14 protein-coding genes are annotated in these 20,863 nt (G+C 72.5%); 8 read left to right on the forward strand and 6 right to left on the reverse strand.

Annotated elements, in window-relative coordinates; genetic code table 11:
- From tssL to I5731_RS19730, 5 genes are all read left to right on the forward strand, one after another.
- Nucleotides 1–1,412, forward strand: a 1,412-nt coding sequence (gene tssL, locus I5731_RS06710; protein ID WP_197310609.1) for a type VI secretion system protein TssL, long form, incomplete at its 5' end; no start/stop codon positions are given.
- A gap of 68 nt (nt 1,413–1,480) precedes the next feature.
- Nucleotides 1,481–5,038, forward strand: coding sequence for a type VI secretion system membrane subunit TssM (gene tssM, locus I5731_RS06715; protein ID WP_197310610.1), 3,558 nt, complete (start codon nt 1,481–1,483; stop codon nt 5,036–5,038).
- Between the two features lie 40 nt (nt 5,039–5,078).
- Nucleotides 5,079–5,780: a type VI secretion system-associated protein TagF gene (tagF, locus tag I5731_RS06720; protein ID WP_197310611.1), complete on the forward strand. Its 702-nt coding sequence runs from the start codon at nt 5,079–5,081 to the stop codon at nt 5,778–5,780.
- 30 nt (nt 5,781–5,810) lie between these two features.
- A complete protein-coding gene (locus tag I5731_RS06725; RefSeq protein WP_197310612.1) occupies nt 5,811–6,590 on the forward strand; it encodes a PP2C family protein-serine/threonine phosphatase in 780 nt (259 codons plus the stop codon).
- Nucleotides 6,591–6,596: 6 nt separating this feature from the next.
- Complete coding sequence (locus I5731_RS19730; RefSeq protein ID WP_235981603.1) at nt 6,597–9,788, forward strand: serine/threonine-protein kinase; 3,192 nt, start codon at nt 6,597–6,599, stop codon at nt 9,786–9,788.
- Nucleotides 9,789–9,824: 36 nt separating this feature from the next.
- On the opposite strand, the gene I5731_RS06735 is transcribed toward I5731_RS19730, so the two are convergent.
- The 6 genes from I5731_RS06735 to I5731_RS06760 form a co-directional block, all read right to left on the reverse strand.
- The gene (locus I5731_RS06735) at nt 9,825–10,112 is read right to left on the reverse strand and encodes a PAAR domain-containing protein (protein WP_197310613.1); all 288 of its coding nucleotides are present in this window, start codon (nt 10,110–10,112) and stop codon (nt 9,825–9,827) included.
- A 93-nt stretch (nt 10,113–10,205) separates the two neighbouring features.
- Nucleotides 10,206–12,128 (reverse strand): M23 family metallopeptidase, encoded by a 1,923-nt coding sequence (locus I5731_RS06740; protein ID WP_197310614.1) that lies wholly within the window; start codon nt 12,126–12,128, stop codon nt 10,206–10,208.
- Nucleotides 12,122–13,231 carry an alginate lyase family protein gene (locus I5731_RS06745; RefSeq protein WP_197310615.1) on the reverse strand — a complete coding sequence of 370 codons (1,110 nt, stop codon included), beginning with the start codon at nt 13,229–13,231 and terminating at the stop codon, nt 12,122–12,124. Before I5731_RS06745 ends, I5731_RS06740 begins: the two co-directional genes overlap by 7 nt.
- Before the next feature lie 125 nt (nt 13,232–13,356).
- Nucleotides 13,357–15,087 carry a caspase family protein gene (locus I5731_RS06750; RefSeq protein WP_197310616.1) on the reverse strand — a complete coding sequence of 577 codons (1,731 nt, stop codon included), beginning with the start codon at nt 15,085–15,087 and terminating at the stop codon, nt 13,357–13,359.
- A 131-nt stretch (nt 15,088–15,218) separates the two neighbouring features.
- Nucleotides 15,219–16,346 (reverse strand): radical SAM protein, encoded by a 1,128-nt coding sequence (locus tag I5731_RS06755; protein WP_197310617.1) that lies wholly within the window; start codon nt 16,344–16,346, stop codon nt 15,219–15,221.
- A gap of 167 nt (nt 16,347–16,513) precedes the next feature.
- Nucleotides 16,514–16,849 carry a hypothetical protein gene (locus tag I5731_RS06760; protein ID WP_197310618.1) on the reverse strand — a complete coding sequence of 112 codons (336 nt, stop codon included), beginning with the start codon at nt 16,847–16,849 and terminating at the stop codon, nt 16,514–16,516.
- 197 nt (nt 16,850–17,046) lie between these two features.
- On the opposite strand from I5731_RS06760, the gene I5731_RS06765 reads away from it, so the two are divergent.
- From I5731_RS06765 to I5731_RS06775, 3 genes are all read left to right on the forward strand, one after another.
- Nucleotides 17,047–18,243 (forward strand): fumarylacetoacetate hydrolase family protein, encoded by a 1,197-nt coding sequence (locus tag I5731_RS06765; protein WP_210336258.1) that lies wholly within the window; start codon nt 17,047–17,049, stop codon nt 18,241–18,243.
- A gap of 87 nt (nt 18,244–18,330) precedes the next feature.
- Nucleotides 18,331–18,888, forward strand: a complete 558-nt coding sequence (locus I5731_RS06770) for a LemA family protein (RefSeq protein ID WP_197310619.1) — start codon at nt 18,331–18,333, stop codon at nt 18,886–18,888.
- An 11-nt stretch (nt 18,889–18,899) separates the two neighbouring features.
- Nucleotides 18,900–20,831 (forward strand): DUF2207 domain-containing protein, encoded by a 1,932-nt coding sequence (locus I5731_RS06775; protein WP_197310620.1) that lies wholly within the window; start codon nt 18,900–18,902, stop codon nt 20,829–20,831.
- The last annotated feature ends 32 nt before the right edge of the window (nt 20,832–20,863 follow it).

Consider the following 20,863-nt stretch of genomic DNA (forward strand, 5'->3'; position numbering starts at 1 on the left):
CCTGGCAGCCGCAGCCGGCACCGCCGCCCTCGCCGCAGCCGTCCTATCCCGCCCCGCCGCCGCCCGCCGCCCCCGCCGGCTGGCAGCAGCAGCAGGACAGCTGGATGAGCGGCGGCCAGCGCGCGCCCGCGCAGCCGAACCTCTATGAAGCCCCCGGCGCCCAGGCACCGATCATGCCGCCGACGTCCGGCTCGCATGTCCGCACCGACCTCGCCACCGCCAACGCCAACCCGATCATGCGCGCCGCCTCCGGCCTGCTGCTGCTGCTCGGCCGCTTGCGCGCCTCGCTGTCGCGCGGCCACCATGCCCAGCTGATGGACCAGGTGGCGCAGGCCGTGGCGCAGTTCGAGGTCGACGTGCGCGCCGCCGGCGTCTCGCCCGAGCAGACCGTCGTCGCGAAATACGCGCTCTGCGCCACCGCCGACGACATCGTCCAGAACCTCCCCGGCGACGATCGCCACCTCTGGACCCAGTATTCGATGCTCGCCCGCTATTTCGGCGAGCGCACCGGCGGCGTGCGCTTCTTCTCCGAGCTCGACCGGGCAAAGGCGAATCCCGCCCTCAACCATCATCTGCTCGAACTCTTCCACGCCTGCCTCTGCCTCGGCTTCGAGGGCGTGCACCGCACCTCGCAGGCGGGGGCCGGCGCGCTGCAGCAGATCCGCCGCGACGTCTACGAGACCATCCGCCGGGTGCGCGACAAGACCATCGAGGACCTCTCGCCGCACTGGCGCGGCCAGCTGCTCGGCGCGGTGAAGCGCGGCCTCAGCGTGCCGGTGTGGTCGGTGGCGGTGTTCGCCGGCGTGCTGCTGTTTGCCGTCTATCTCGCGCTGCGCGCCTTCCTCGGCGACAGCGCCGAGGTGCTCGCCGGCGAGATGAACGCGCTGCATCCGGACACCGAGATCGGCTTCGTCCGCCTCGCGCCGACCCCGCCGCCGCCCGCGGTCGAGCCCGCCGGCAGCCTGACCCAGCTCGAGCGCATCCGCGGCGCGCTGACCGCCGAGATCGACGGCGGCCAGATCGGCGTCGAGCAGACCTCGAACGTCATCGTGGTCCGCATCGCCAACCTCGCGCTGTTCGAATCCGGCCAGGCCAACGTGATCCCGGCGTTCGAGCCGATCGCCGCCCGGCTCGCCGCGATGCTGGAGCAGGAGGCCGGCTTCATCCGGGTGATCGGCCACTCGGACAACGTGCCGATCAAGACCGTAACCTTTCCATCGAACTTCGTGCTCTCCGAAGCGCGGGCGAAATCGGTGGCGGAACTCCTGAAGCGCGGGCTCAGCGATCCGGGGCGGATCGAGGTGGAAGGCAAGGGCGCCGACAAGCCCGTCGCCTCCAACAAGACCGCCGAGGGCCGCGCCCAGAACCGGCGCGTCGAGATCGTCATCCCGCGCGAGCGGCCGGAAGGCTGAGCCCGGCGGCGCCAGCAGGCTTTGCCCCAGAGTTCGGCACCGAGGATTGAAGGCAGGAAACCGAAGCGATGACCTGGCTGCGTATTCTGCTCACCGTCATCAGCCTGATCGCGTTCGCGGTGCTGGTCTGGTTCGCCGGCCCGCTGCTCGCGATCGGCGACGCCCAGCCGCTGCTCGATCCGCTGATCCGCATCGCCGTGATCGCGGTGGTGACCCTCGTCGTCGCCGTCATCGCCCTCGTCAAGCTGCTGAAGAAGCGCAAGGCCGCGAAGGCGCTGGAGAAGGCGATCGTCGAGCCCCCCGCCGAGGAGACCGACGAGCCGGTGCTCGGCGAGCGCATGCGCGACGCCATCGCCACGCTGAAGCGCTCCAGCGGCCGGCGCGGCAGCTTCCTCTACGACCTGCCGTGGTATCTCGTGATCGGCCCGCCCGGCGCCGGCAAGACCACCGCGCTGGTCAACTCGGGCCTCAAGTTCCCGCTCGCCCGCGGCGGCGCGGCGCAGGCGGTGGAGGGCACCGGCGGCACCCGCTACTGCGACTGGTGGTTCACCGACGAGGCGGTGCTGATCGACACCGCCGGCCGCTACACGACGCAGGACAGCGACGCCAAGGCCGACCGCCGCTCCTGGCTCTCCTTCCTCGACCTCCTGAAGACGCACCGGCCGCGCCAGCCGATCAACGGCGTCATCGTCGCGATCAGCCTCGACGACATCGTCCGCGGCAGCCCGGCCGAGGTGAACGCCCACGCCGACGCGATCCGCAAGCGCCTCGCCGAACTGCACGACGAGCTGAAGGTCGATTTCCCGGTCTACGCCCTCTTCACCAAGGCCGACCTCGTCGCCGGCTTCATGGAGTATTTCGCCGATCTCGACGAGACCAAGCGACGCATGGTGTGGGGCGCCACCTTCCAGACCGCCGACAAGAACGCCAACATGGTCGGCGAGGTCGGCCCCGAGATCGACCTGCTCGTCGAGCGCCTCGCCGAGCGCCTGCCCGAGCGCATGCAGGACGAGCCGGATTTGCGCGCCCGCGCCATGCTGTTCGGCTTCCCGGCCCAGGTCGGGGCCCTGAAGAAGCCGGTGAGCGACTTCCTCGCCCGCATCTTCGAGCCGACCCGCTACCAGACCAATGCCACCCTTCGCGGCTTCTACTTCACCTCCGGCACCCAGGAGGGCACCCCGTTCGACCAGGTGATCGGCGCGCTCGCCCGCAGCTACGGCGTCGAGAGCTACCAGGGCGCCAGCTTCTCGGGGATGGCGAAGAGCTTCTTCCTCGGCGACCTGATGCAGAAGGTGATCTTCGCCGAGCAGGGCTGGGTCTCGACCAACGTCAAGGCGGTGCGCCGCAACACGCTGCTGCGCGCCGCGGGCTTTGCCGCCGTCGCGCTGGTCTCGGTCGGCCTGCTCGGCGCGTGGTGGGTCAGCTACCAGCGCAACACGGCGCTGATCGACCAGACCTCGCGCGCCATGCAGACCTACCGCGCCACCGCCGCACCGCTGATCGAGCAGACCGAGATCTCCGACACCGACCTGCAGCCGGTCTACGAGCGCATCCACGGCCTGCTGCACCTGCCGACCGGCTACGCCGTGCGCGAAGAGCCGACGCCGCTGCCGCAGACCTTCGGCCTCAGCCAGCGCGGCCGGCTGCAGTCGGCCGCCGAGGCGACCTATCAGGCGGCGCTGGAGCGGCTGTTCCGGCCCCGGCTGATCCTGCGCCTCGAACGCCAGATGGAGGCCAACCTCGGCGAGCCGAGTTTCCTCTACGAGGCGCTGAAGGTTTATCTGATGCTCGGCGGCAAGGCGCCGATGGACCGCGACCTCGTCGTCGCCTGGGAAGCGCGCGACTGGGCCGAGAACCTCTACCCCGGCGCCCCCTTCGCCGACGGCCGCAAGGCGCTCGAAGGCCACCTCGTCGCGATGCTCGACCTCGACACCGGCGAGGAGCCGAAGCTGGCGCTGAATGGCCCGCTGGTCGAGACCGCGCAGCAGACCCTCGCCCGCCTCTCCGTCGCCGAACGCGCCTATGCGCTGCTGAAATCGGAAGCCCGCGGCGCGGCGCTCGCCGACTGGACCGCCGCCCGCCGCGGCGGACCGGACGTCGGCCTCGTCTTCGAGACCACCGACGGCACCGAACTCGACCAGGTCGCCGTGCCCGGCTTCTTCACTTATGCCGGCTTCCACGAGGCGCTGCTCGGCCGCATGGGCGACATCGCCGAGAGCATCGAATCGGAACGCTACGTGCTCGGCGCCGCCGGCGAGCAGGCCGCCGTCGACGAGCAGTACAAGTCGCTGCTGCCCGACGTGCTCGCCCTCTACAGCCGCGATTTCATCTCGACCTGGACGGCGGCCCTCGGCCGGCTGAAGCTGCGCCCGCTGGTCGGCGACAAGCCGAAGTACCTGCTGCTCAACGCCGCTGCTGCGCCGACCTCGCCGATCCGGCAGCTCTTCGAATCCGTGCGCGACGAGACCGCGCTGACCCGCGAGCGCGACACCGGCGAGGACGAGGGCGATCCGAACAATCCGCTGTCGAAGGCCGGCAAGAAGGCGGCGCAGCGCCTCGCCTCGAAGTTCGGCACCGCCGGCCGCGTCGGCCTCGACGTCGCACTGAAATCGCAGCAGCGCGCCGGCCAGGGACCGCCGCTGGTGCCGGGCGCCGACATCGAGGCCTATTTCAAGCACTTCCACGTGCTGGTCGACGGCGACCTCGGCGCGCGGCCGATCGACAGCCTGATCTCCAACCTCAACGAGATCTACCAGAGCCTGACGCTGGCCGCGACCAACCCGGTGCAGGCGCAGCAGGCCGTCCAGGCGCTGCAGGTGCAGGTGGCGAGCCTGCGCGCCAACGCCTCGCGCCTGCCCGAGCCCGCCGCCGGCATGGTGCGCGGCGTCGCCAACGACATCGAAGGCGATGCGACCGGCACCTCGATCACCCAGCTCGGCCAGTTGCTCGCCGACCAGATCACGGTCACCTGCCAGCAGATCACCGGCAACCGCTACCCGTTCGCGCCGGGCAGCGAGCGCGACGTGCCGCTCAACGACTTCGCGCGCCTGTTCGCACCGAACGGCGTGCTCGACCGCTTCTTCTTCTCCAATCTCGCCCCGCTCGCCGACACCTCGAAGGCCGAGTGGACCTGGAAGGAGGACGTCCGCCTCGCCCGCGATCTTTCCGACGCAACGCTGAAGCAGTTCCAGCGCGCGACGCAGATCCGCGACGCCTTCTTCCCCGGCGGCGGCAACCTGCCCCAGGTGCGCTTCGAGGTGAAGCCGCTGACGCTGTCAGGCGAGGCCGAGGCCGCCGTGCTCGACGTCAACGGCTTCAACGTCGTCGCGCAGCACGGGCCGAACATCGCCGGCAACCTGCAATGGCCGCCGGCGAGCGGCTCCGACCGCGCCGCGATCTACCTCGTGCCGGAGCTGCCGAACCGCCGCTCCGTCACCGAGCGCACCGGCCCCTGGGCGCTGTTCCGCCTGCTCGACACCGGCTCGGTGCTGAAAAAGGGCGACGCGATCAGCGCCAGCTTCGTCGTCGGCGGCCGCGAGGCGTCGTTCCAGTTCTCCACCGGCTCGCTGCTCAACCCGTTCAGCCTGCCGGCGCTCCGGGACTTCAAATGCCCGAGCGGCCTGTGACCCCCGGCCCCGCTGCCCCTGCGGCCGGAGGGCGCGCGCCATGAGCGCCGGCCTCTACGGCAAGCTGCCGGTGAAGCGCGACTTCGTCGCGGTCGGCGCGCCGCGCCGCTTTCTCGACCCGTTCGAGAGCTTCCTGCAGGCCGGCGTCGCGACCAGCCGCCAGCTGCTCGGGTCCGGCTGGGAAAGCGCCTACATGACGGCGCCGATCTGGCGTTTCTGGCTCGGCAGCGGCTTCTGCGGCATCACCGTGCTCGGCGCGCTGATGCCCTCGGTGGATGGGGTCGGGCGGGCGTTTCCGCTCGTCGTCTTCGCGCTGCCCGAGGGGGACGACGGCTTTCCGCCGCCGGATCTGCTCGCCCAGGAAAGCTGGTTCACCGCGGCGGAGACACTGCTGCTTAACGCACTGGAGCCCGTTCGCCCCTATGAGGTGCTGCTGGAGGCGCTCGCCGACCTGCCCGCGCCCGAGACGCGGTTAGCCACCCCGCGCCCGCCCGGCTTCTTTCGCCTGCCGGAAGGCGGCGCCGCGGTGCGCGGCGCGGACGGACCGCTCGCCGAGACGCTCGCCGCGATCCGCGCGGAAGAGCACGTCACGGCCAACGCCCACACCTCGGTCTGGTGGACGACGGGCGGCGAGGACTTCCCGCCCGCCGTGATCGCCGCCGCTGCCCGCCCGCCCGCCGGCCTCTTCACCCGCCTCGTCACCGGAAACTTTGCTATCCTCGAACCCGGCATGGCCCGCTGACCGCGGCCGGCCGCCCCTGAAGGTGCCATCATGGTGCTGCAGCTCGCTGCCTTCAGCTTCGATACCGGCGCGACGACCCACGTCGGCCGCGTGCGCACGCTGAACGAGGATCGCTACGTCGTCCGGCCCGACCTCGGCGTCTGGGCCGTCGCCGACGGCATGGGCGGCCACGACCGCGGCGAGGTGGCGAGCTCGCTGATCGTGCGGCTGATCGACAGCATCGGCCCGGCTGTTTCGGCCCCCGACCTGCTCGCCCGCTTCGAGGACCGCATCATCCGCGCCAACGCCGAACTGCGCCGGCTGGCGGAGAGCACCGGCGCCGACATCATCGGCGCGACGCTGGCCGCCCTGCTCACCAGCGAGACCTACTACGCCGTGGTCTGGTCGGGTGACAGCCGGGTCTACCGCCTGCGCGCCGGCAGCTTCGAGCAGCTGACCCGCGACCACACCGAGGCGCAGGAACTCGTCGACCAGGGCGTGATCTCGCCCGAGGAAGCCCGCACCTGGCCGCGGCGTAACGTGATCACCCGGGCGATCGGCGTCGTCGACGAACCCGAACTCGCCTTCGAGCACGGGCTGCTCGCCCCCGGCGACGTCTTCCTTATCTGCAGCGACGGGCTGACCGGCCATCTCGAGGACCGCGAGATCGCCGCGACCCTCGGCACGGCCGAGCCAACCGCCGCCGGGGCCCAAGCCGCCTGCGACCGCCTGGTGGCGACGACGCTCGACCGCGGCGCCACCGACAACGTCACCGTGATCGTGGTCGCCTGCCGCCCGGCGGGCGCCCCCCCGGACCGGCATCGGGAGTGAGCCGGGATGACCGATGACCTCACCCGCCCGAAGAGCCACCGCGTGCCGCCCGGCACGCGGCTCAACGGCATCTACGAGATCGAGCACCTGATCGCCGACGGCGGCATGGGCGAGGTCTACAAGGGTCACAACATCCAGACCAATGACCCGGTGGCGATCAAGCTGATCCTGCCCGAACTCTCCGGCAATCCCGACGCCCTCGGCCTGTTCCGCCGCGAGGCCTCGACCCTGCACAACCTGTTCCACGAGGCGATCGTCCGCTACTTCGTGTTCTCGGTCGACCCGGACCTCGAACGCGCCTATCTCGCGATGGAGTTCGTCGACGGCCCCTCGCTCGCCGACATGATCAAGGCGCAGGGGCCGCTCGACCTGATGTCGGTGCGCCGGCTGCAGCGCCGCGTCGCCGACGGGCTCGACACCGCGCATCTCTTCGGCGTCGTGCATCGCGACATCTCGCCCGACAACATCATCCTGCCCGGCGGCGAGGTGCGCCGCGCCAAGATCATCGACTTCGGCATCGCCCGCTCGACCAAGCCCGGCGCCGGCACCATCATCGGCGGCGGCTTTGCGGGAAAGTACAATTACGTCTCGCCCGAGCAGCTCGGCCTCGCCGGCGGCGACGTGACGGGCAAGTCCGACATCTACAGCCTCGGCCTCGTGCTCGCCGAGGCGATGATCGGCGCGCCGATCGACATGAGCGGCACCCAGTTCCAGGTGATCGAGAAGCGCCGCACGGTGCCGGACCTCTCGGCCGTGCCCGACGAGATGCGGCCGCTGATCGAGGCGATGCTGCAGCCGCTGCCCGAGGATCGCCCGGCGAGCATGGCCGACGTCGCCGAATACGGCGCGGAATTCATGGTCGACGAGGACTGGCGCCGCGACGGCACCATCCGCCAGCGCCGTCCGCTGACCACGCCGCCGGCCTACCGCGGTCCGGAGTCCCGCCCACCGACCTCGGCCTTCCCCAGCGCCGCGCCGGAGGTGCGTGCGCCGGCCGAACCGAGGCCCGCGGCCGGCGCCGCAGAGCCGACGCGAGTCAGCCGCCCGCCGGCCGCCCGCGGTCCCGCGTCCACGCCGCCCGAGGCCGCGACGGTGGTGGCGCCGCGCAAGCCCCCGACCCAGCCGCCGGCCCAATCCACGGCTCCGTCCACGGCCCAGTCCTCCGGCGACCTGCCCCCGCTGGTCCCCAATCCCCCTGTACCGGCTCGGGCGATGCCGGCGCGGCCCGGCGTCCAGCGCGCGCCGCGGCGCAGCGGCGGCGTCGTCACCGCGATGGCCGTGCTCGTCGTCGGCGGTATCACCGGGGTGCAGATTTCCGGCATCGCCGACCCGGTCGGCAGCATCGCCACCACGCTCGGCATCGGACCGGCCCGGCAGGCGGGCGGGGAGAGCGCCGAGGTGCCGCCGCTCGGCCCCGTCAGCCCGCCGCTCGAAACCCCGCCGCCCGTCACACCGCCCGCCGCGCCACCCGTGGCGACGACCCCGCCCGAGGCCCCCGGGACACCACCCGCGCCGCCGCCGGTCGTGGTGCCGCCGGTCGCCGCGCCGCCCGCCCCCTCCGAGCCGGTGACCCCGGAGACCGCGGCGCCCGCCGCCCCGGCGCTGCCGCCGCCCTCGGCCCCGTCCGAGGCGCCGGAGTCGGCGCCCATCGCGCCCGAAACGGCGACCGAAACGGCGCCCGAAACGGCAACCGCGCCCGCGGAGCCGCCGGCCGAAACGGCGCAGACCGATCCGGCCGCGCCGGTCGCCCCGTTGCCCCCCATGCGCCCCTCCGCCGCCGAGCGCGCCGCGGCCGAAGGGCGCCCGGCCGAGACGCCCGAGGACGCCCCCGGCGCACCGGACGACGTTGCAACCGCCACGGCCGAGCAGCCCCCTGTGCCCGTACAGCCGGCCCCGCCCGCACCCCTCGACGTACCGCCCCCGGTCGCCACCCCGCCGGTCGACGAGCCGCCGGTGATCATCGCCGCGCCGCCGCCGGTCCCGCTCGACATCCCGCCGCCGGTCACCACCCCGCCGGTCGAGGAGCCACCCGTCATCGTCGCCGCGCCACCGGCCCCGCTCGACATCCCGCCACCGGTCGCCACCCCGCCGGTCGACGAGCCGCCGGTGATCGTCACCACGCCTGCGCCGGCCCCGCTCGACATCTCGCCGCCGGTCGCCACCCCGCCGGTCGACGACCCCCCGGTGATCGTCGCCGCGCCGCCGCCGGCCCCGCTCGACATCCCGCCCCCGGTCGCCACCCCGCCGGTCGACGAGCCGCCGGTGATCGTCACCGCGCCGCCGCCGGCGCCGCTCGACATCCCGCCGCCAGTGGTCTCGCCGTCGGTCACCGAGCCGCCGGTGATCACACAGGCGCCGGAGCCGGAGCCGGAGGCGGTGCCCGTGCCAGTGCCGGTGCCCGCGCCGGTGATCGTCGCGCAGCCGACCGTCGAGGTGCCGCCGCCGTCGCTGACCCCGCCGCCCGTGTCGCAGCTCGAGCTCGAGAACCCCGGCATCGCGGCGCTGAACGAGACCCCGCCCGCCGCACCGCCGCCGCTGTTCGAGCCTGCAGCCCCCGAGGTGACACCCGAGACGCCGCCGGAATGGGCGCCGCCCCCGCTGCCGCCGCTCACCGCGCCGGCGCCGCCACCGCTGACGGCACCAACGCCGCCGCCCATCGCCGCGCCGGCCCCGCCGCCGATCGTCGCCCCCGCACCGCCGCCGGTCGTTGAAACGCCGCCCGTCGTCGCCACTCCGCCGGTGGTTACGCCGCCACCGGTGGTCGTCTCGCCGCCCATTACGCTGCCACCGGCACAGCCGCCGGCGCAGGTGCCCGCCGAAACCGAGATGGCGGCTCTGCCGCCGGAAGATCCGCGCCCGCCGCCGCCGGACAATCGGGCGCCGAAGGCGGCGATCGAGATGCTGAAGCTGCGCCCGGCGCGCGTCGACACCGAGTTCATCGCGACGCTGCCGCCCTTCGAGGACGGCGACGACCGCACCGGGCTGGTGATCGCGGTGGAGGGCAAGCTGCCGGCGGGGCTCGCCTTCGCCGACCTCGGCTCGGGTCTCGGCGTGATCCGCGGCAAGCCGGTCGCGGCCGGCGACTTCAGCTTCGACGTCATCGCCACCGACCCCTGGGGCGCCGCCGGCCGCATGACCGTGCGGCTCACCGTCGAGGCCTCGGACGGATGGCTGTTCGACATCGAGCCGGCGAACTGAACGTCTGGAGAGGATGGCGCGAAAGAACGGCGGCGCTCAGCCGCCGATCAGCACGTTGGGCGCGCCGCTGATGATGACGCCGCCGTGCGCCGTCATGTCGCCGATCCGGGCGGCCGGCTTGCCGCCGACGATCACCGTCGCTGAGCCCATGGCGATCATGTCGGGTGGGCCGACGCAGGTGCAGACGTCGCCGACGCGGGCCTGCGGCATGCCGCAGACGATGACGTTCGGCGCCCCGAGCATGATCGGCCCGCCGACGTGCGGCTTCGGCCCGTCGGACATCGGGCAGGTGTGCATGTCGGTGATGCGGGCCGCCGGTTTCATTCCGCTTCCTTCCGCGCCGCGACGCCGTCGTCGCGGGCTCCATTGGGCCGGCCGGATCCGGCCGCGCCCGTCTCCGCTTACGGTATGCCCCGGCTAGGGAATCCCCTTCGCGGTCACCGCCGGCTCCGCCTTCACAACGACGTCGACCGCCTGGCGCGCCCGCTCGAACGCGGCGACCTGCAGCTCGTCGAGCTTCACCGGCGCCCCGCCGCCCCCGCCGCCGCCACCGCCCTTCAGGTGGGTCAGCGGGTCGACCGGCACGCCGGAGAGATAATATTCGAAGTGCAGGTGCGGCCCGGTCGAAAGCCCCGTGGTGCCAAGGTAGCCGATGGTCTGGCCCTGCACCACGGCCGTGCCGGGCGCGATGCCCGGCTCGATGCGGTCGAGGTGCGAATAGGTCGTCATCACGCCGCCCTGGTGGCGGATGCGGACATGGTTGCCGTAGCCGGAGGCAACGCCGGCGAAGATCACGCTGCCGTCGATCGCCGCCAGGATCGGCCGCCCGGTCGGCGCCGCCCAGTCGACGCCCTTGTGCAGCCGGGCATAGCCGAGCAGCGGATGCATGCGCGGGCCAAAGCGCGAGGTGAGCCGCACGCTGCCGGAGACGGGCACGAAGATGCCGGCGTCCGGCGCGCCGGGCTGCGGCGCCGTGGGTGGCGGCGCCGCGGTGAAGCCGCCGCCGAGGTCGCCCGACTTCGCGAGGCAGCGCCGCGGGCTGGCGGCGTCCGGGCGCAGCAGGTAGCAGTCGAGGTCACCGCCCGGCTGGCCGAGCCCGGCGTAGAGGATGCGCCCGCCGGAGCCGCCCTCGCCCGCCGCATAGAGGATCCGCACCGTGCCACCGCCGCCGAGCGGCGCCTTCAGGTCCGTCCTGGTGCCGAGCGCGAGGATCGCCTCGCGGATCAGCGGCTCGGGCATCCCCGCCCGCACGGCGGCGCTGTAGATGCCGTCGGAGAGATCGAATCCGCCCGGCGCGAAGGAGGATTTCGGCGCCGATTCGAGGTCGAGGTCGCGCCACGGCTCCTCGCCGACGCCGTAGCCGCCGGCATCGGCCCAGGCGAGGCTGCCGACATATTCGCGCCGGTCGTAGACCGAGACCTGCATCGGCTGGTAGCGCCCGCCGCCCGCTGGCCGGCCGCGCGCGATCACCACGCTGCCGGGAAACACGCTGTCGATGCCGAACGCCGCCGCGAACCCCTGCTCCACCGCCGCGGCGCTGTCCGCCGCAAATGTGCCGGCGGCGAGCAGCTCGCCGAGCTTCTGCGCCCGGTCCGCGGTCAGGATCAGTTCGATGCCCGCCGCCGTCGCCGTGCCGCCGGGCGAGATGGTGAGCCGGCTCTCGCCGCGCGCGAACGGCGCCAGCACGCCGCAGGCCCCGCCGCCGCAGGCGCCGCCGAGCCAGCCGCGCCGGACGCCCTCGGCGCGCACCAGCGCCTCGGCCTCGCGCTCGCCGATGCCGCCCCAGGCATAGGCCGGCGCCAGCGCGACCTCGTCGAAATCGGCATAGGAGACGGTGGCGACGTCGGCGTCCGCGCCGTAGCCGAAGGCCGCCGATGGCGGCAGGTCCTCGGGCAGTTCCGCCTCCGCCCCCGCCGCGGCCGGGAACTTGCCGAGGAAGCCGCCGTCTTCGGGCAGCAGCCGGGCGGCGACCACGCTGGCGGTCAGCACTTCGGTCGCAGCCCCCGGGCCGAGATGGGCGGGCAGCGACAGGCTGACCTCGCGCGGCGCCGCCCGCGTCGCGGCCTTGACGAGGATCGGGTCGCCGGGCAGCGCGATGATGATCGACGGCGCCGCCGCAGGCGGCGCAGGCTCGGCGAGGTCGGGCTCTTCCACCACCACCGGCGGCGGCGGCGCCATGCTGCCGGCGGTCGGAGCCGCCTCCTGCGGCATCAGCAGGAAGAAGCCGGCGACGCCGCCGCACAACAGCAGCGCCAGCAGCACCAGCACGATGTCGCCGGCGCCGACGCCGGTCTTCGCGGGGGCCGGGCCTGCCGCGGGCGGGCGCTCCGGGGTCACCATGGCGCGATCGGCCGCACGAAGGCGAACACCTGCCCCCCGGCATATTCGATCACCGGCGGGAAATAGGCGGTGTGGCGGCGATAGAGCGCGGTCAGGGCCGGCAGGTGCCGGCTGTCCGGCGCGAGGCTGGCGTAGACCGGAACCCACGCGAGATAGTGCCGCGAGCGATGGTAGCCGTCGACGAAGCCGAGGTCGGTCGCGAACGGGTCGGTGCCGTGCTGGGGGTGCGGATAGAGGTTGCGGGCGGCGTGGCGGTGCAGCAGCGCCGGGTTGTCGATCGCGGCAAGGACGAAGCCGACCGCCTCATCCAGCCCGCGCCCCGCCACGGTTTCGCGCACGAGGTCCACCCCCTGCACGGCCGCGATATGCGCGATCGTCGTCATCAGCATGACGGCGAGGTTGCTGTACCAGGCGGCGCTCGCGCCGCGCAGCGCCTCGTTGGCGAGGTGCCCGTCGGCGCCGATGGTCGGCAGTGTCGCCCGGTACGCGCCGAGGCCGAGTTCAAACGCCGCCGCATCCCCGGTGAACGCGCCCCAGGCGGCGAGCACGAGGCCGCGCTGCAGGCTGTGATTGTTGCGGCGCGACAGCGGATCGGCCGGGCCGGCCGGCGGCAGCCGCCCGACCTGCCGCTCGACGAGGTCGCCGATCGCCGCGCCATGCGCGCCGAGAAATTTGGCGCGCGCCGCCGGCGTTCGGAACGCGAGCCCGGCGCCGGTAACGAGCGCGGCGAGCGTGCGCACCACCACGAACTGCGCCGGAACCGGGGTGCCCGGCGCAAGGTCGAGCGTGTGGCTGCCGAGCAGCGCGGCGGTGAGCGCCGTGAAGCGGCCCGCGCCGTCAGGGCTGACGGCGGCCGTGGCGGCACTCGTCATCAGGGCGTAGTTGGCATGCCAGAGCCAGGCTTCGTCCGGCCGCGCCGCGCCGGGTGTCGGCGCCGTCGCGATCACCCAGTCGGCGAGCCCCGGCGGCTCGTGGCACCAGCCGGCCACCGGCCAGTCGACCACCGCGTCCGGCCTGAGCAGCACGGCGCCCGGATGCGTCAGCGGGCGGGGCGCCGGACCGGCGTCCAAAGTCGGCACCTCGCTGCTGCGCCCCAGGCTCATGGACGGCGTTTCCTCTTGAGGCCGTTTCTTGTCGTCAAGACTAGTGCAGGCGGCGTCACAAGGAAACGTGGTCCCGCCCGCGGATCGCGCGGACGGGCGAATTGCCGAAGCGGCCGGCGCGGCGCTCAGCCGAAGCGCTTGGTGTCCCACTCCTGCAGCCGGCGCTCGACCTCGGCGCGGTCGGTATCGGTGAGCTTCGCCTCGAGGTCGGGCAACTGCTTCAGCGCGTTCTTGTTGCCGTCGCGCGCCGCCAGCCGGTACCAGACCACGGCCTCGAGCGGGTTCGCGTCGATGCCCTGCCCCTTGCGGTAGATGTCGCCGAGCGAGGCATAGGCCGAGGTGCGGCCGAGCCGGGCGGCGCGCATCAGGAGTTCGCGCGCCTTCTCGTAGTCCTGCTCGATTCCCGTCCCCTCGCGGTAGGAGCGGGCGAGGTTGACCATCGACGAGGCGTCACCGAGTTCGGCGCCGCGGGCGAAGGCCTGGTTGGCGCGGACCTGGTCCTGCGGCACGCCCTTGCCGTCCTGGAACATCAGGCCGATCTTGTCGAAGGCCGAGGCATAGTCCTGCTTCGCCGACGCCGTCAGCCACTTCAGCGCCTCGCGATAGTCGACCTCGATGCCGGTGTCGCCGTTGAGACGCATCACGCCGACATTGTACTGGTCTTCCGGATGCCCGCGCTCGGCGGCATAGAGAAACAGCTCCATCGCCTTGACCGGATCCTTCGGAACGCCCGCGCCTTTCTTGTAGTGGTTGCCCATGTTGTGATAGGCGGCGAGATAGTCTTCCGCCATCGCGAGGCGGTTATAGGCGATCGCCTCCTCGTAGTTGCCGGCCTTTTCCAGCGCGCGGGCGAGCAGCATCTTGAAGCGCGGCTCGGCCGGCGCGTCGGCGACGGCGCGCTGGCAGGCCTCGATCGCCGGGCCGGGCGCCAGCAGCGCATAGTCGATGCCCGGGCCGACCCGCTTCGGGTCGGACGGATGGCCGGCGAGCAGGTCGCAGGCCGTCGGCTGCGCCGAGAACTGCTTGCCGCCCGGCACCAGCACCACGTCGTTGGTCAGCGAGGAATTTTCCCACGGCACCTGCGCGTTGGCGGTCGCCTCCAGCACGCTGGAGCGGGTCTGCTTGAACACCGCCTCGATGCTGGCGCCCGGCGTGCGCAGGTTCGCGGCGAGCGCCGCGGTGTAGGGGCTGTTGCTCCCCGTGCCGTCGAAGGCGACCGAACCCGGCGCGGTCGAGAAGCCGATCAGCGTGCCCCGGTGCTGGCTGCGCAGCGGCGCGAGGCCCGGCTCGACGCTGCCGCCGCGGGTCGAGCGCGTCGCGACCAGCTGGCTGCGGAACGGGTTGTCGCGGCAGGCGTCGAGAATGAGGATGTTGGCGCTGGAATCGATCGCCTCGAGCTGGTCGAGCAAGGCCCGCGCCGAGACCGACGAGATCGAGAGATCGGCGACGTCGGTGAGTTCGGCGTCGACCGGGATCAGGTAGTTCTCGTCGTCCACCTGGATGCCGTGGCCGGAATAGTAGACGAAGACGATCGAGTCCTTCTCGATCCGGCGCCGGAAGTCGCGCAGCACCGTCTCGAAGGTCTGCTTGTCCGGGTCGTAGCTCGTCGTCACGTCGAAGCCGACCTCGGCGAGCACGCCCGCCATCAGCTGCGCGTCGGGCACCGCGTTCGGCAGGTGCGGCACCGAGCGATAGCTGCCGATGCCGATGACGAGGGCGTAGCGCGGCTGCGACCCGGCCTCCTGCGCGAAGGCGGCCGGCAGCGTCATCGCCGACGCCGCAAGGACGAGAAGAGCCGCGACGAGCACGGCAGCGAAGGGTGCGAGGAAGCCGCGGGCGCGGGCGAGCCGTGTCATCAGAAGTCCCCATTCTGCCGGCGCCGCCGGCGTCGTTTCAATCATAGCCGAGCGCAGCCTCGCGGGGCAGCCCGTTCGCCATCGATCCGGCCGCAGCTTACGGTCTGGCGCCGCGCCGACGGCCGATCCCGTCAGGCCGCGGCGCCGCCGCGGCGGCGCTTGCTGATCAGGATGTCGGCGACGCAGGCGCAGGCGGCCTTGTCGCAGGTGGTCCCGACCACCGGCAGGTCCGGCGGCTCGGCGATCGTGCCGAGTGCCCCGCCGACGCCGCACACCGCCCGGGTGATGCGGCCGTTGCCCTGGATGCGCAGCGATTCCACCCCCGCCATGCAGCGGAACCCCGCCCAGCGGTTGGCGCCGTCGAGGATCAGCTGGTTGGCGCGCCGCCGCTCGGCCGATCCGTCCCCGGCGACGACCCGCACGGTCGAGCGCGGCGTGACGTCCCGGCTCTCGCGCTTCGAGGGAAAGCCGCGGCGGAGGCGCGCGAGCTGCTCCGGAGCATAGGGATAGAGCGCCGTGCCGAAGCCGAGCCGCAGCGGCTTCAGCACCACGTCGATCTTCGGAATGTCGCGCCAGAGCCGCTCGGCGATCGCCATCAGCTCGTCGAACCGATCCGGCGCCACGGCGACGTTGACCTGCAGCGGGATCGCCGCCGCCACCGTCTCGGCGATGGCGAAGAAGCCGTCGGGGTCGGCGCCCTCGCCGTGATAGGTGAGGATCGCGCTCTCGAGCTTCGGCAGCAACGCCTGCCAGTAGCGCGGCGTGCGGCTGCCGTTGCTGATCAGGCTGAGCTTGCAGCCGCGTTCGCGGGCGTGGGCGAGGATGCGCGGCAGCTGCGGATTGAGCGTCGGCTCGCCGCCGGTGAATTGGATCCAGACCGTTCGGCCGAGCCCGTCGTGATAGTGCGCGACCAGGCGGTCGATCATCCGCTCGACGTCTTCCGCCGGCTGCCAGCCGAGCGAGCCGTCGTGCAGGCCGGCCGGGCAATAGCTGCAGGCGTAGTTGCAGCGGTTGCCGAGCATCCAGTCGATCAGCGTGATGCGGGCGTGGTCGGGATTGGAATGCTCGATCGCCGTCGCCCGGCTCGATACCGGCGCGAGGGCGGCGGGTGCGGCCGGAGTGCCGACATCGGGCGACGGTTCGAAATCGGGCGAAAGCGGGAGGGCGACCGGCGGACCGTCGTCCATCGGATCGAACGCGGCCGTGTCCTCGCCGCGGCTCGCCGCGGCCGAAAACGCATGGGACGCCGGATGATCCATCAGGGCGCTCCTTGCCAACGCGGCTGGCCTGCGCCGGCGGCCAACCGGAACCGGCTACCTGTCGAAACAGCCGCAGACGGGTCCGGCGCCATGGGTGCCGTCGTCCAAACGCGGCGGTGTCCGGGCGTGGCGCCACCTTAAGCAGCGCTGCCGAAAACCGGCCTTGCTCAGTAGGCGACGGCGCGCGGCTTGCTGCTGCGCGTCGCCTTCGGCGCGGCCTTCACCGGCACCGCCACCTTCTTGCGGCGCGGCGTTACGCAGATGGTCTGGCCCTTGTTGTTCTTCACGGCGACCTTCCCCGTCTCGCAACTGACCGTGGCGACCTTGGGCGTCGTTGCGGAAGTGCTGCAACCGGCGGCAATCGCGCCGACGGAAAACACGGCAATGGCGGACAGCAGCTTCCGCGAAAGGAAACGACCCATGACTTGACTCCCGCAATATTTTCGATCCCCGCCAATGCAAGGACGATCAACGAACAAGGCAATGTCCGTACTATCGCGCATGATTCGCCGTCCCGCAAGCCGGCGCATGCGGCTGCGTGAGTCGACCGCGCTCCGCCGCGCCGGCATCCGGCGCCGCCGCGGGCGCTTGTCCGGCGGCCGGCGATGCGGCAGGGTCGCCTGCGCGGATCCGGACGACGGGTCCCCCTGCCGCCGCCTGCCCGAGGGGTCCGGCGCTCCCGCTTCCGAAAGGACCCCAGATGAGCCCTTCCGCCCTGCCGGTGCCCGCCCTCTCGCCGGCCACCACCCTTCCCGCCGATCCCGCCGCAACCCTCGTCGGCCGGGTGTTCCTGCCCGCGGTGGACGGCCCGGCGGTGGTCGCGGTGCGTGGGCACGACCTCGTCGACGTCACCGCGACGTTCCCGACCGTGCGCGACCTCTGCGAGACGGCCGACCCCGCCGCCGCCCTCGCCGCCGCGAGCGGCCCGTCGGTCGGCGCGCTCGCCGACGTCCTCGCCAACACGCCGCCCGACGTCCGCGATCCGCAGCGCTTGTGGCTGCTCGCTCCCATCGACCTGCAGGCGGTGAAGGCGGCCGGCGTCACCTTCCCGATCTCGATGATCGAGCGGGTGATCGAGGAGCGCGCCCGCGGCAACCCGGCCGCCGCCGACGCGATCCGCGCCGACATCGTCCGCATCGTCGGCGACGACCTCGCCGCCCTGAAGCCCGGATCGCCCGCGGCGATGGCGCTGAAGGCCGCGCTGATCGAGCAGGGCATGTGGAGCCAGTATCTCGAGGTCGGCATCGGCCCCGATGCCGAGATCTTCTCGAAGGCGCAGGTGCTCGCCTCGGTCGGCACCGGCATGGACGCCGGCCTGCACCCGATCTCGACCTGGAACAACCCGGAGCCGGAGGTGGTGCTTGCGATCGCCTCCGACGGGCGCATCGTCGGCGCGACGCTCGGCAACGACGTCAACCTGCGCGACGTCGAGGGCCGCTCGGCCCTGCTCTTGTCGAAGGCGAAGGACAACAATGCGAGTTCGGCGATCGGGCCGTTCCTGCGCCTGTTCGACGCCGGCTTCGGCCTCGACGACGTCCGCCGGATGACGCTGACCCTCACCGTCGAGGGCCCCGAGGGTTTCCGCCTCGACGGCGCCTCGGACATGGCGAAGATCGCCCGAGACCCGGCCGACCTCGTCGCCCAGATGATCGGCCGTCATCACCAGTATCCGGACGGCGCCGTGCTGTTCCTCGGCACCCTGTTCGCCCCGACCAAGGACCGCGACGCCCCCGGCCAGGGCTTCACCCACAAGCTCGGCGACATCGTCACCATCGCGTCGCCCGAGCTCGGCAGTCTCGTCAGCCGGATGCGGCTCTCGACCGAATGCGAGCCGTGGACCTACGGCCCCGGCCGGCTGATGCGCAATCTCGCCGCCCGCGGCCTGCTCGGCGCCTGACCGGCGGGGCCCACGCTTGCAGCCCGTAAGCGCGATGATGCAGCATGGCCTCCGCCGGTGCGCCACCGGAGGCCAAGGAGCCTGTTCATGGAATCTCTCGTCGTCATCCTCGTCCTCGGCCTCGTCGCCTTCTATGGCGTCGGCATCTACAACGGCCTCGTCCGGTCGCGGCAGATGGCGAAGGAAGGCTGGAGCGGCATCGACGTGCAGCTGAAGCGCCGCGCCGACCTGATCCCCAACCTCGTCGAAACGGTGAAGGGCTACGCCGGCCACGAGCGCGAGACGCTGGAGCAGGTGACGCGGATGCGCACCGCCGCCGCCGGCGTCCCCTCCGGCGATGTCGCCGGCCGCGCCGCGGCCGAGGGCGCCCTGTCGGCGGCGATCGGCCGGCTGTTCGCCGTCGCCGAAGCCTATCCGGACCTCAAGGCCAACCAGAACTTCTCCGAACTGCAGGCCTCGCTGGAAACCATCGAGGCCGAGCTGCAGATGGCGCGGCGCTACTACAACGGCGCGGCCCGCGACCTGAACGTCAAGGTGGAATCCTTCCCGAGCAACCTCGTCGCCGGCTGGTTCCGCTTCGAGCAGATGCCCTTCTTCGAGATCGAGAACGCCGCCGACCGCCAGGTCCCCAAGGTCGGCTTCTGAGGGCAACCGCCATGTCCCGCCCGTCCCTCGGTCCCGCAGCGCTCGGCCTCCTCCTGCTGCTGGTCGCGGGGCTGCTTACCGCGCGGCCGGCGGCGGCGGAGGAGGTGCTCACCCGCTTCGTCCAGACCGTCGAGGTCGGCAGCGACGACCGCCTGCTCGTCACCGAGGACATCACCGCGACGGTCGAGGGCAACACGATCCGCCGCGGCATCTACCGCGACTTTCCGCTGCGCTTCGAGGATGCCGGCGGCAGCATCCGCCGCGTCGGTTTCGACGTGCTGTCGGTGGAGCGCGACGGCGCGCCGGAGCCCTATAGCGTCAACACCTCGGGCGGCGACGCCCGCATCATGATCGGCGACGCCGACGTCCTGCTCGCCCACGGCGAGCACCGCTGGACGATCCGCTACGCGACCACCCGCCAGATCCGCCGCTTCGCCGACTACGACGAGCTCTACTGGAACGTCAACGGCAACGAATGGACGCTGCCGATCGACCGGGTCATCGCCCGCGTCCGCCTGCCGGACGGCGTGGCGCCGATCCGTTGGGATTTTTACACCGGGCCGTTCGGCGCGACGGGCAAGGACGCGACCGCGACCCAGGATCCGGACGGCTCGCTGCTGTTCCAGACGACCCGCCGGCTCGGCCCCGGCGAGGGTCTCACCATCGCGGTCGCCATCCCGAAGGACGTCGTCGCCGAGCCGGATGCCAGCGCCCGCGCCGGCTATGCCCTGCTCGACCACGGCCGCGAGATCGTCGGCGGGCTCGGGCTGCTCGTGGTGCTCGCCTATTACCTCTGGGCCTGGCGCCTCGTCGGGCGCGACCCGCCGCGCGGCACGGTGATCCCGCTGTTCGAGCCGCCGGACGGCATGTCGCCGGCCCTCGTCCACTATGTCCACGAACGCGGGCTTGCGGGCGGCGGCTGGACCGCGATCAGCGCCGCGGCGCTCGACCTCGCAGTGCGCGGCCTCGTGCGCTTCGAGGATTTCGGCGGCGGCATCACGCTGGTGCGCACCGAGGCGCCGGTCGTTGCCGGCCTCGGCAAGGCCGAGGCGGAACTGCTGAGCTGGCTCGGCGCGCCCGGCACCCGCTCGTCGATCACGCGGGCCAATGGTCCGGCGGTCGCCAATCTCGGCAAGCGTTTTCGCGGCGCCATCGAGGCGGAGAACCGCAACCGGTTCTTCCGCAAGAACCACCTCTATGTGCTGCTCGGCCTCGTGCTCAGCCTGGCCGCGATGGCGGCCGTCTGGCTGTTCGGCGGCGCGAACGAGGAGGATCTCGCCTTCGTGGTGCCGATGCTGTTTCTCTCGGTCGCCATCGGCAACCTCGCGGTGCGCCTCGGCCGGATGTCGAAGGGCGGCCTCATGCAGCGCATCCACGCCGCCTTCCTCGCCGGCCTGATCGGCCTGCTCGGCGCGGGTGGCCTCGCCGCCCTCGGCGGCGCGGCGCTGCTGTTCGATCCCGTGACGCCGGCGCTGCTCTCGGCGCATGTCGTGGTGAATGCGCTGTTCTTCTACCTGCTCGGCGCGCCGACGGCGTTGGGCGCCAAGGTAATGGACCGCATCGAGGGCTTCCGGCTCTACCTCTCGGTCGCCGAGCGCGAGCGACTCAACATGGCCGGCGCGCCGGAGATGTCGCCGACGCGCTTCGAGACGATGCTGCCCTATGCCGTCGCGCTCGGCGTCGAAAAGCCGTGGAGCGACGCCTTCCAGGCGTGGCTCACCACCGCCGCCGCTGCCGGCGCCGCTGCCGCCGCTTATCAACCCGCATGGTTCGCCGGGCACGGCGACCCGGGTCGTATCGTCCGAAGCGTCGCCAGTACCGCGAGCGGGATGGCGGCGAGCTTCTCGTCGGCGGTTCCACCGCCGAAGTCGTCGTCGTCCGGGTCGGGCGGCGGGGGCTCGTCCGGCGGCGGTGGGGGCGGTGGGGGCGGCGGGGGCTGGTAGTCTTCGCCGGGCTCATGATCGGCCCTTCCGTG

Source organism: Methylobrevis albus, from assembly GCF_015904235.1.
Classification (GTDB): domain Bacteria; phylum Pseudomonadota; class Alphaproteobacteria; order Rhizobiales; family Pleomorphomonadaceae; genus Methylobrevis_A; species Methylobrevis_A albus.

Bases quoted from the DNA above. Each gene is read 5' to 3' on its own strand.
- tssM (WP_197310610.1), top strand. From the start codon at position 1,481: ATGACCTGGCTGCGTATTCTGCTCACCGTCATCAGCCTGATCGCGTTC.
- tagF (WP_197310611.1), top strand. From the start codon at position 5,079: ATGAGCGCCGGCCTCTACGGCAAGCTGCCGGTGAAGCGCGACTTCGTC.
- I5731_RS06725 (WP_197310612.1), top strand. From the start codon at position 5,811: ATGGTGCTGCAGCTCGCTGCCTTCAGCTTCGATACCGGCGCGACGACC.
- I5731_RS19730 (WP_235981603.1), top strand. From the start codon at position 6,597: ATGACCGATGACCTCACCCGCCCGAAGAGCCACCGCGTGCCGCCCGGC.
- I5731_RS06735 (WP_197310613.1), bottom strand. From the start codon at position 10,112: ATGAAACCGGCGGCCCGCATCACCGACATGCACACCTGCCCGATGTCC.
- I5731_RS06740 (WP_197310614.1), bottom strand. From the start codon at position 12,128: ATGGTGACCCCGGAGCGCCCGCCCGCGGCAGGCCCGGCCCCCGCGAAG.
- I5731_RS06745 (WP_197310615.1), bottom strand. From the start codon at position 13,231: ATGAGCCTGGGGCGCAGCAGCGAGGTGCCGACTTTGGACGCCGGTCCG.
- I5731_RS06750 (WP_197310616.1), bottom strand. From the start codon at position 15,087: ATGACACGGCTCGCCCGCGCCCGCGGCTTCCTCGCACCCTTCGCTGCC.
- I5731_RS06755 (WP_197310617.1), bottom strand. From the start codon at position 16,346: ATGGATCATCCGGCGTCCCATGCGTTTTCGGCCGCGGCGAGCCGCGGC.
- I5731_RS06760 (WP_197310618.1), bottom strand. From the start codon at position 16,849: ATGCGCGATAGTACGGACATTGCCTTGTTCGTTGATCGTCCTTGCATT.
- I5731_RS06765 (WP_210336258.1), top strand. From the start codon at position 17,047: ATGAGCCCTTCCGCCCTGCCGGTGCCCGCCCTCTCGCCGGCCACCACC.
- I5731_RS06770 (WP_197310619.1), top strand. From the start codon at position 18,331: ATGGAATCTCTCGTCGTCATCCTCGTCCTCGGCCTCGTCGCCTTCTAT.
- I5731_RS06775 (WP_197310620.1), top strand. From the start codon at position 18,900: ATGTCCCGCCCGTCCCTCGGTCCCGCAGCGCTCGGCCTCCTCCTGCTG.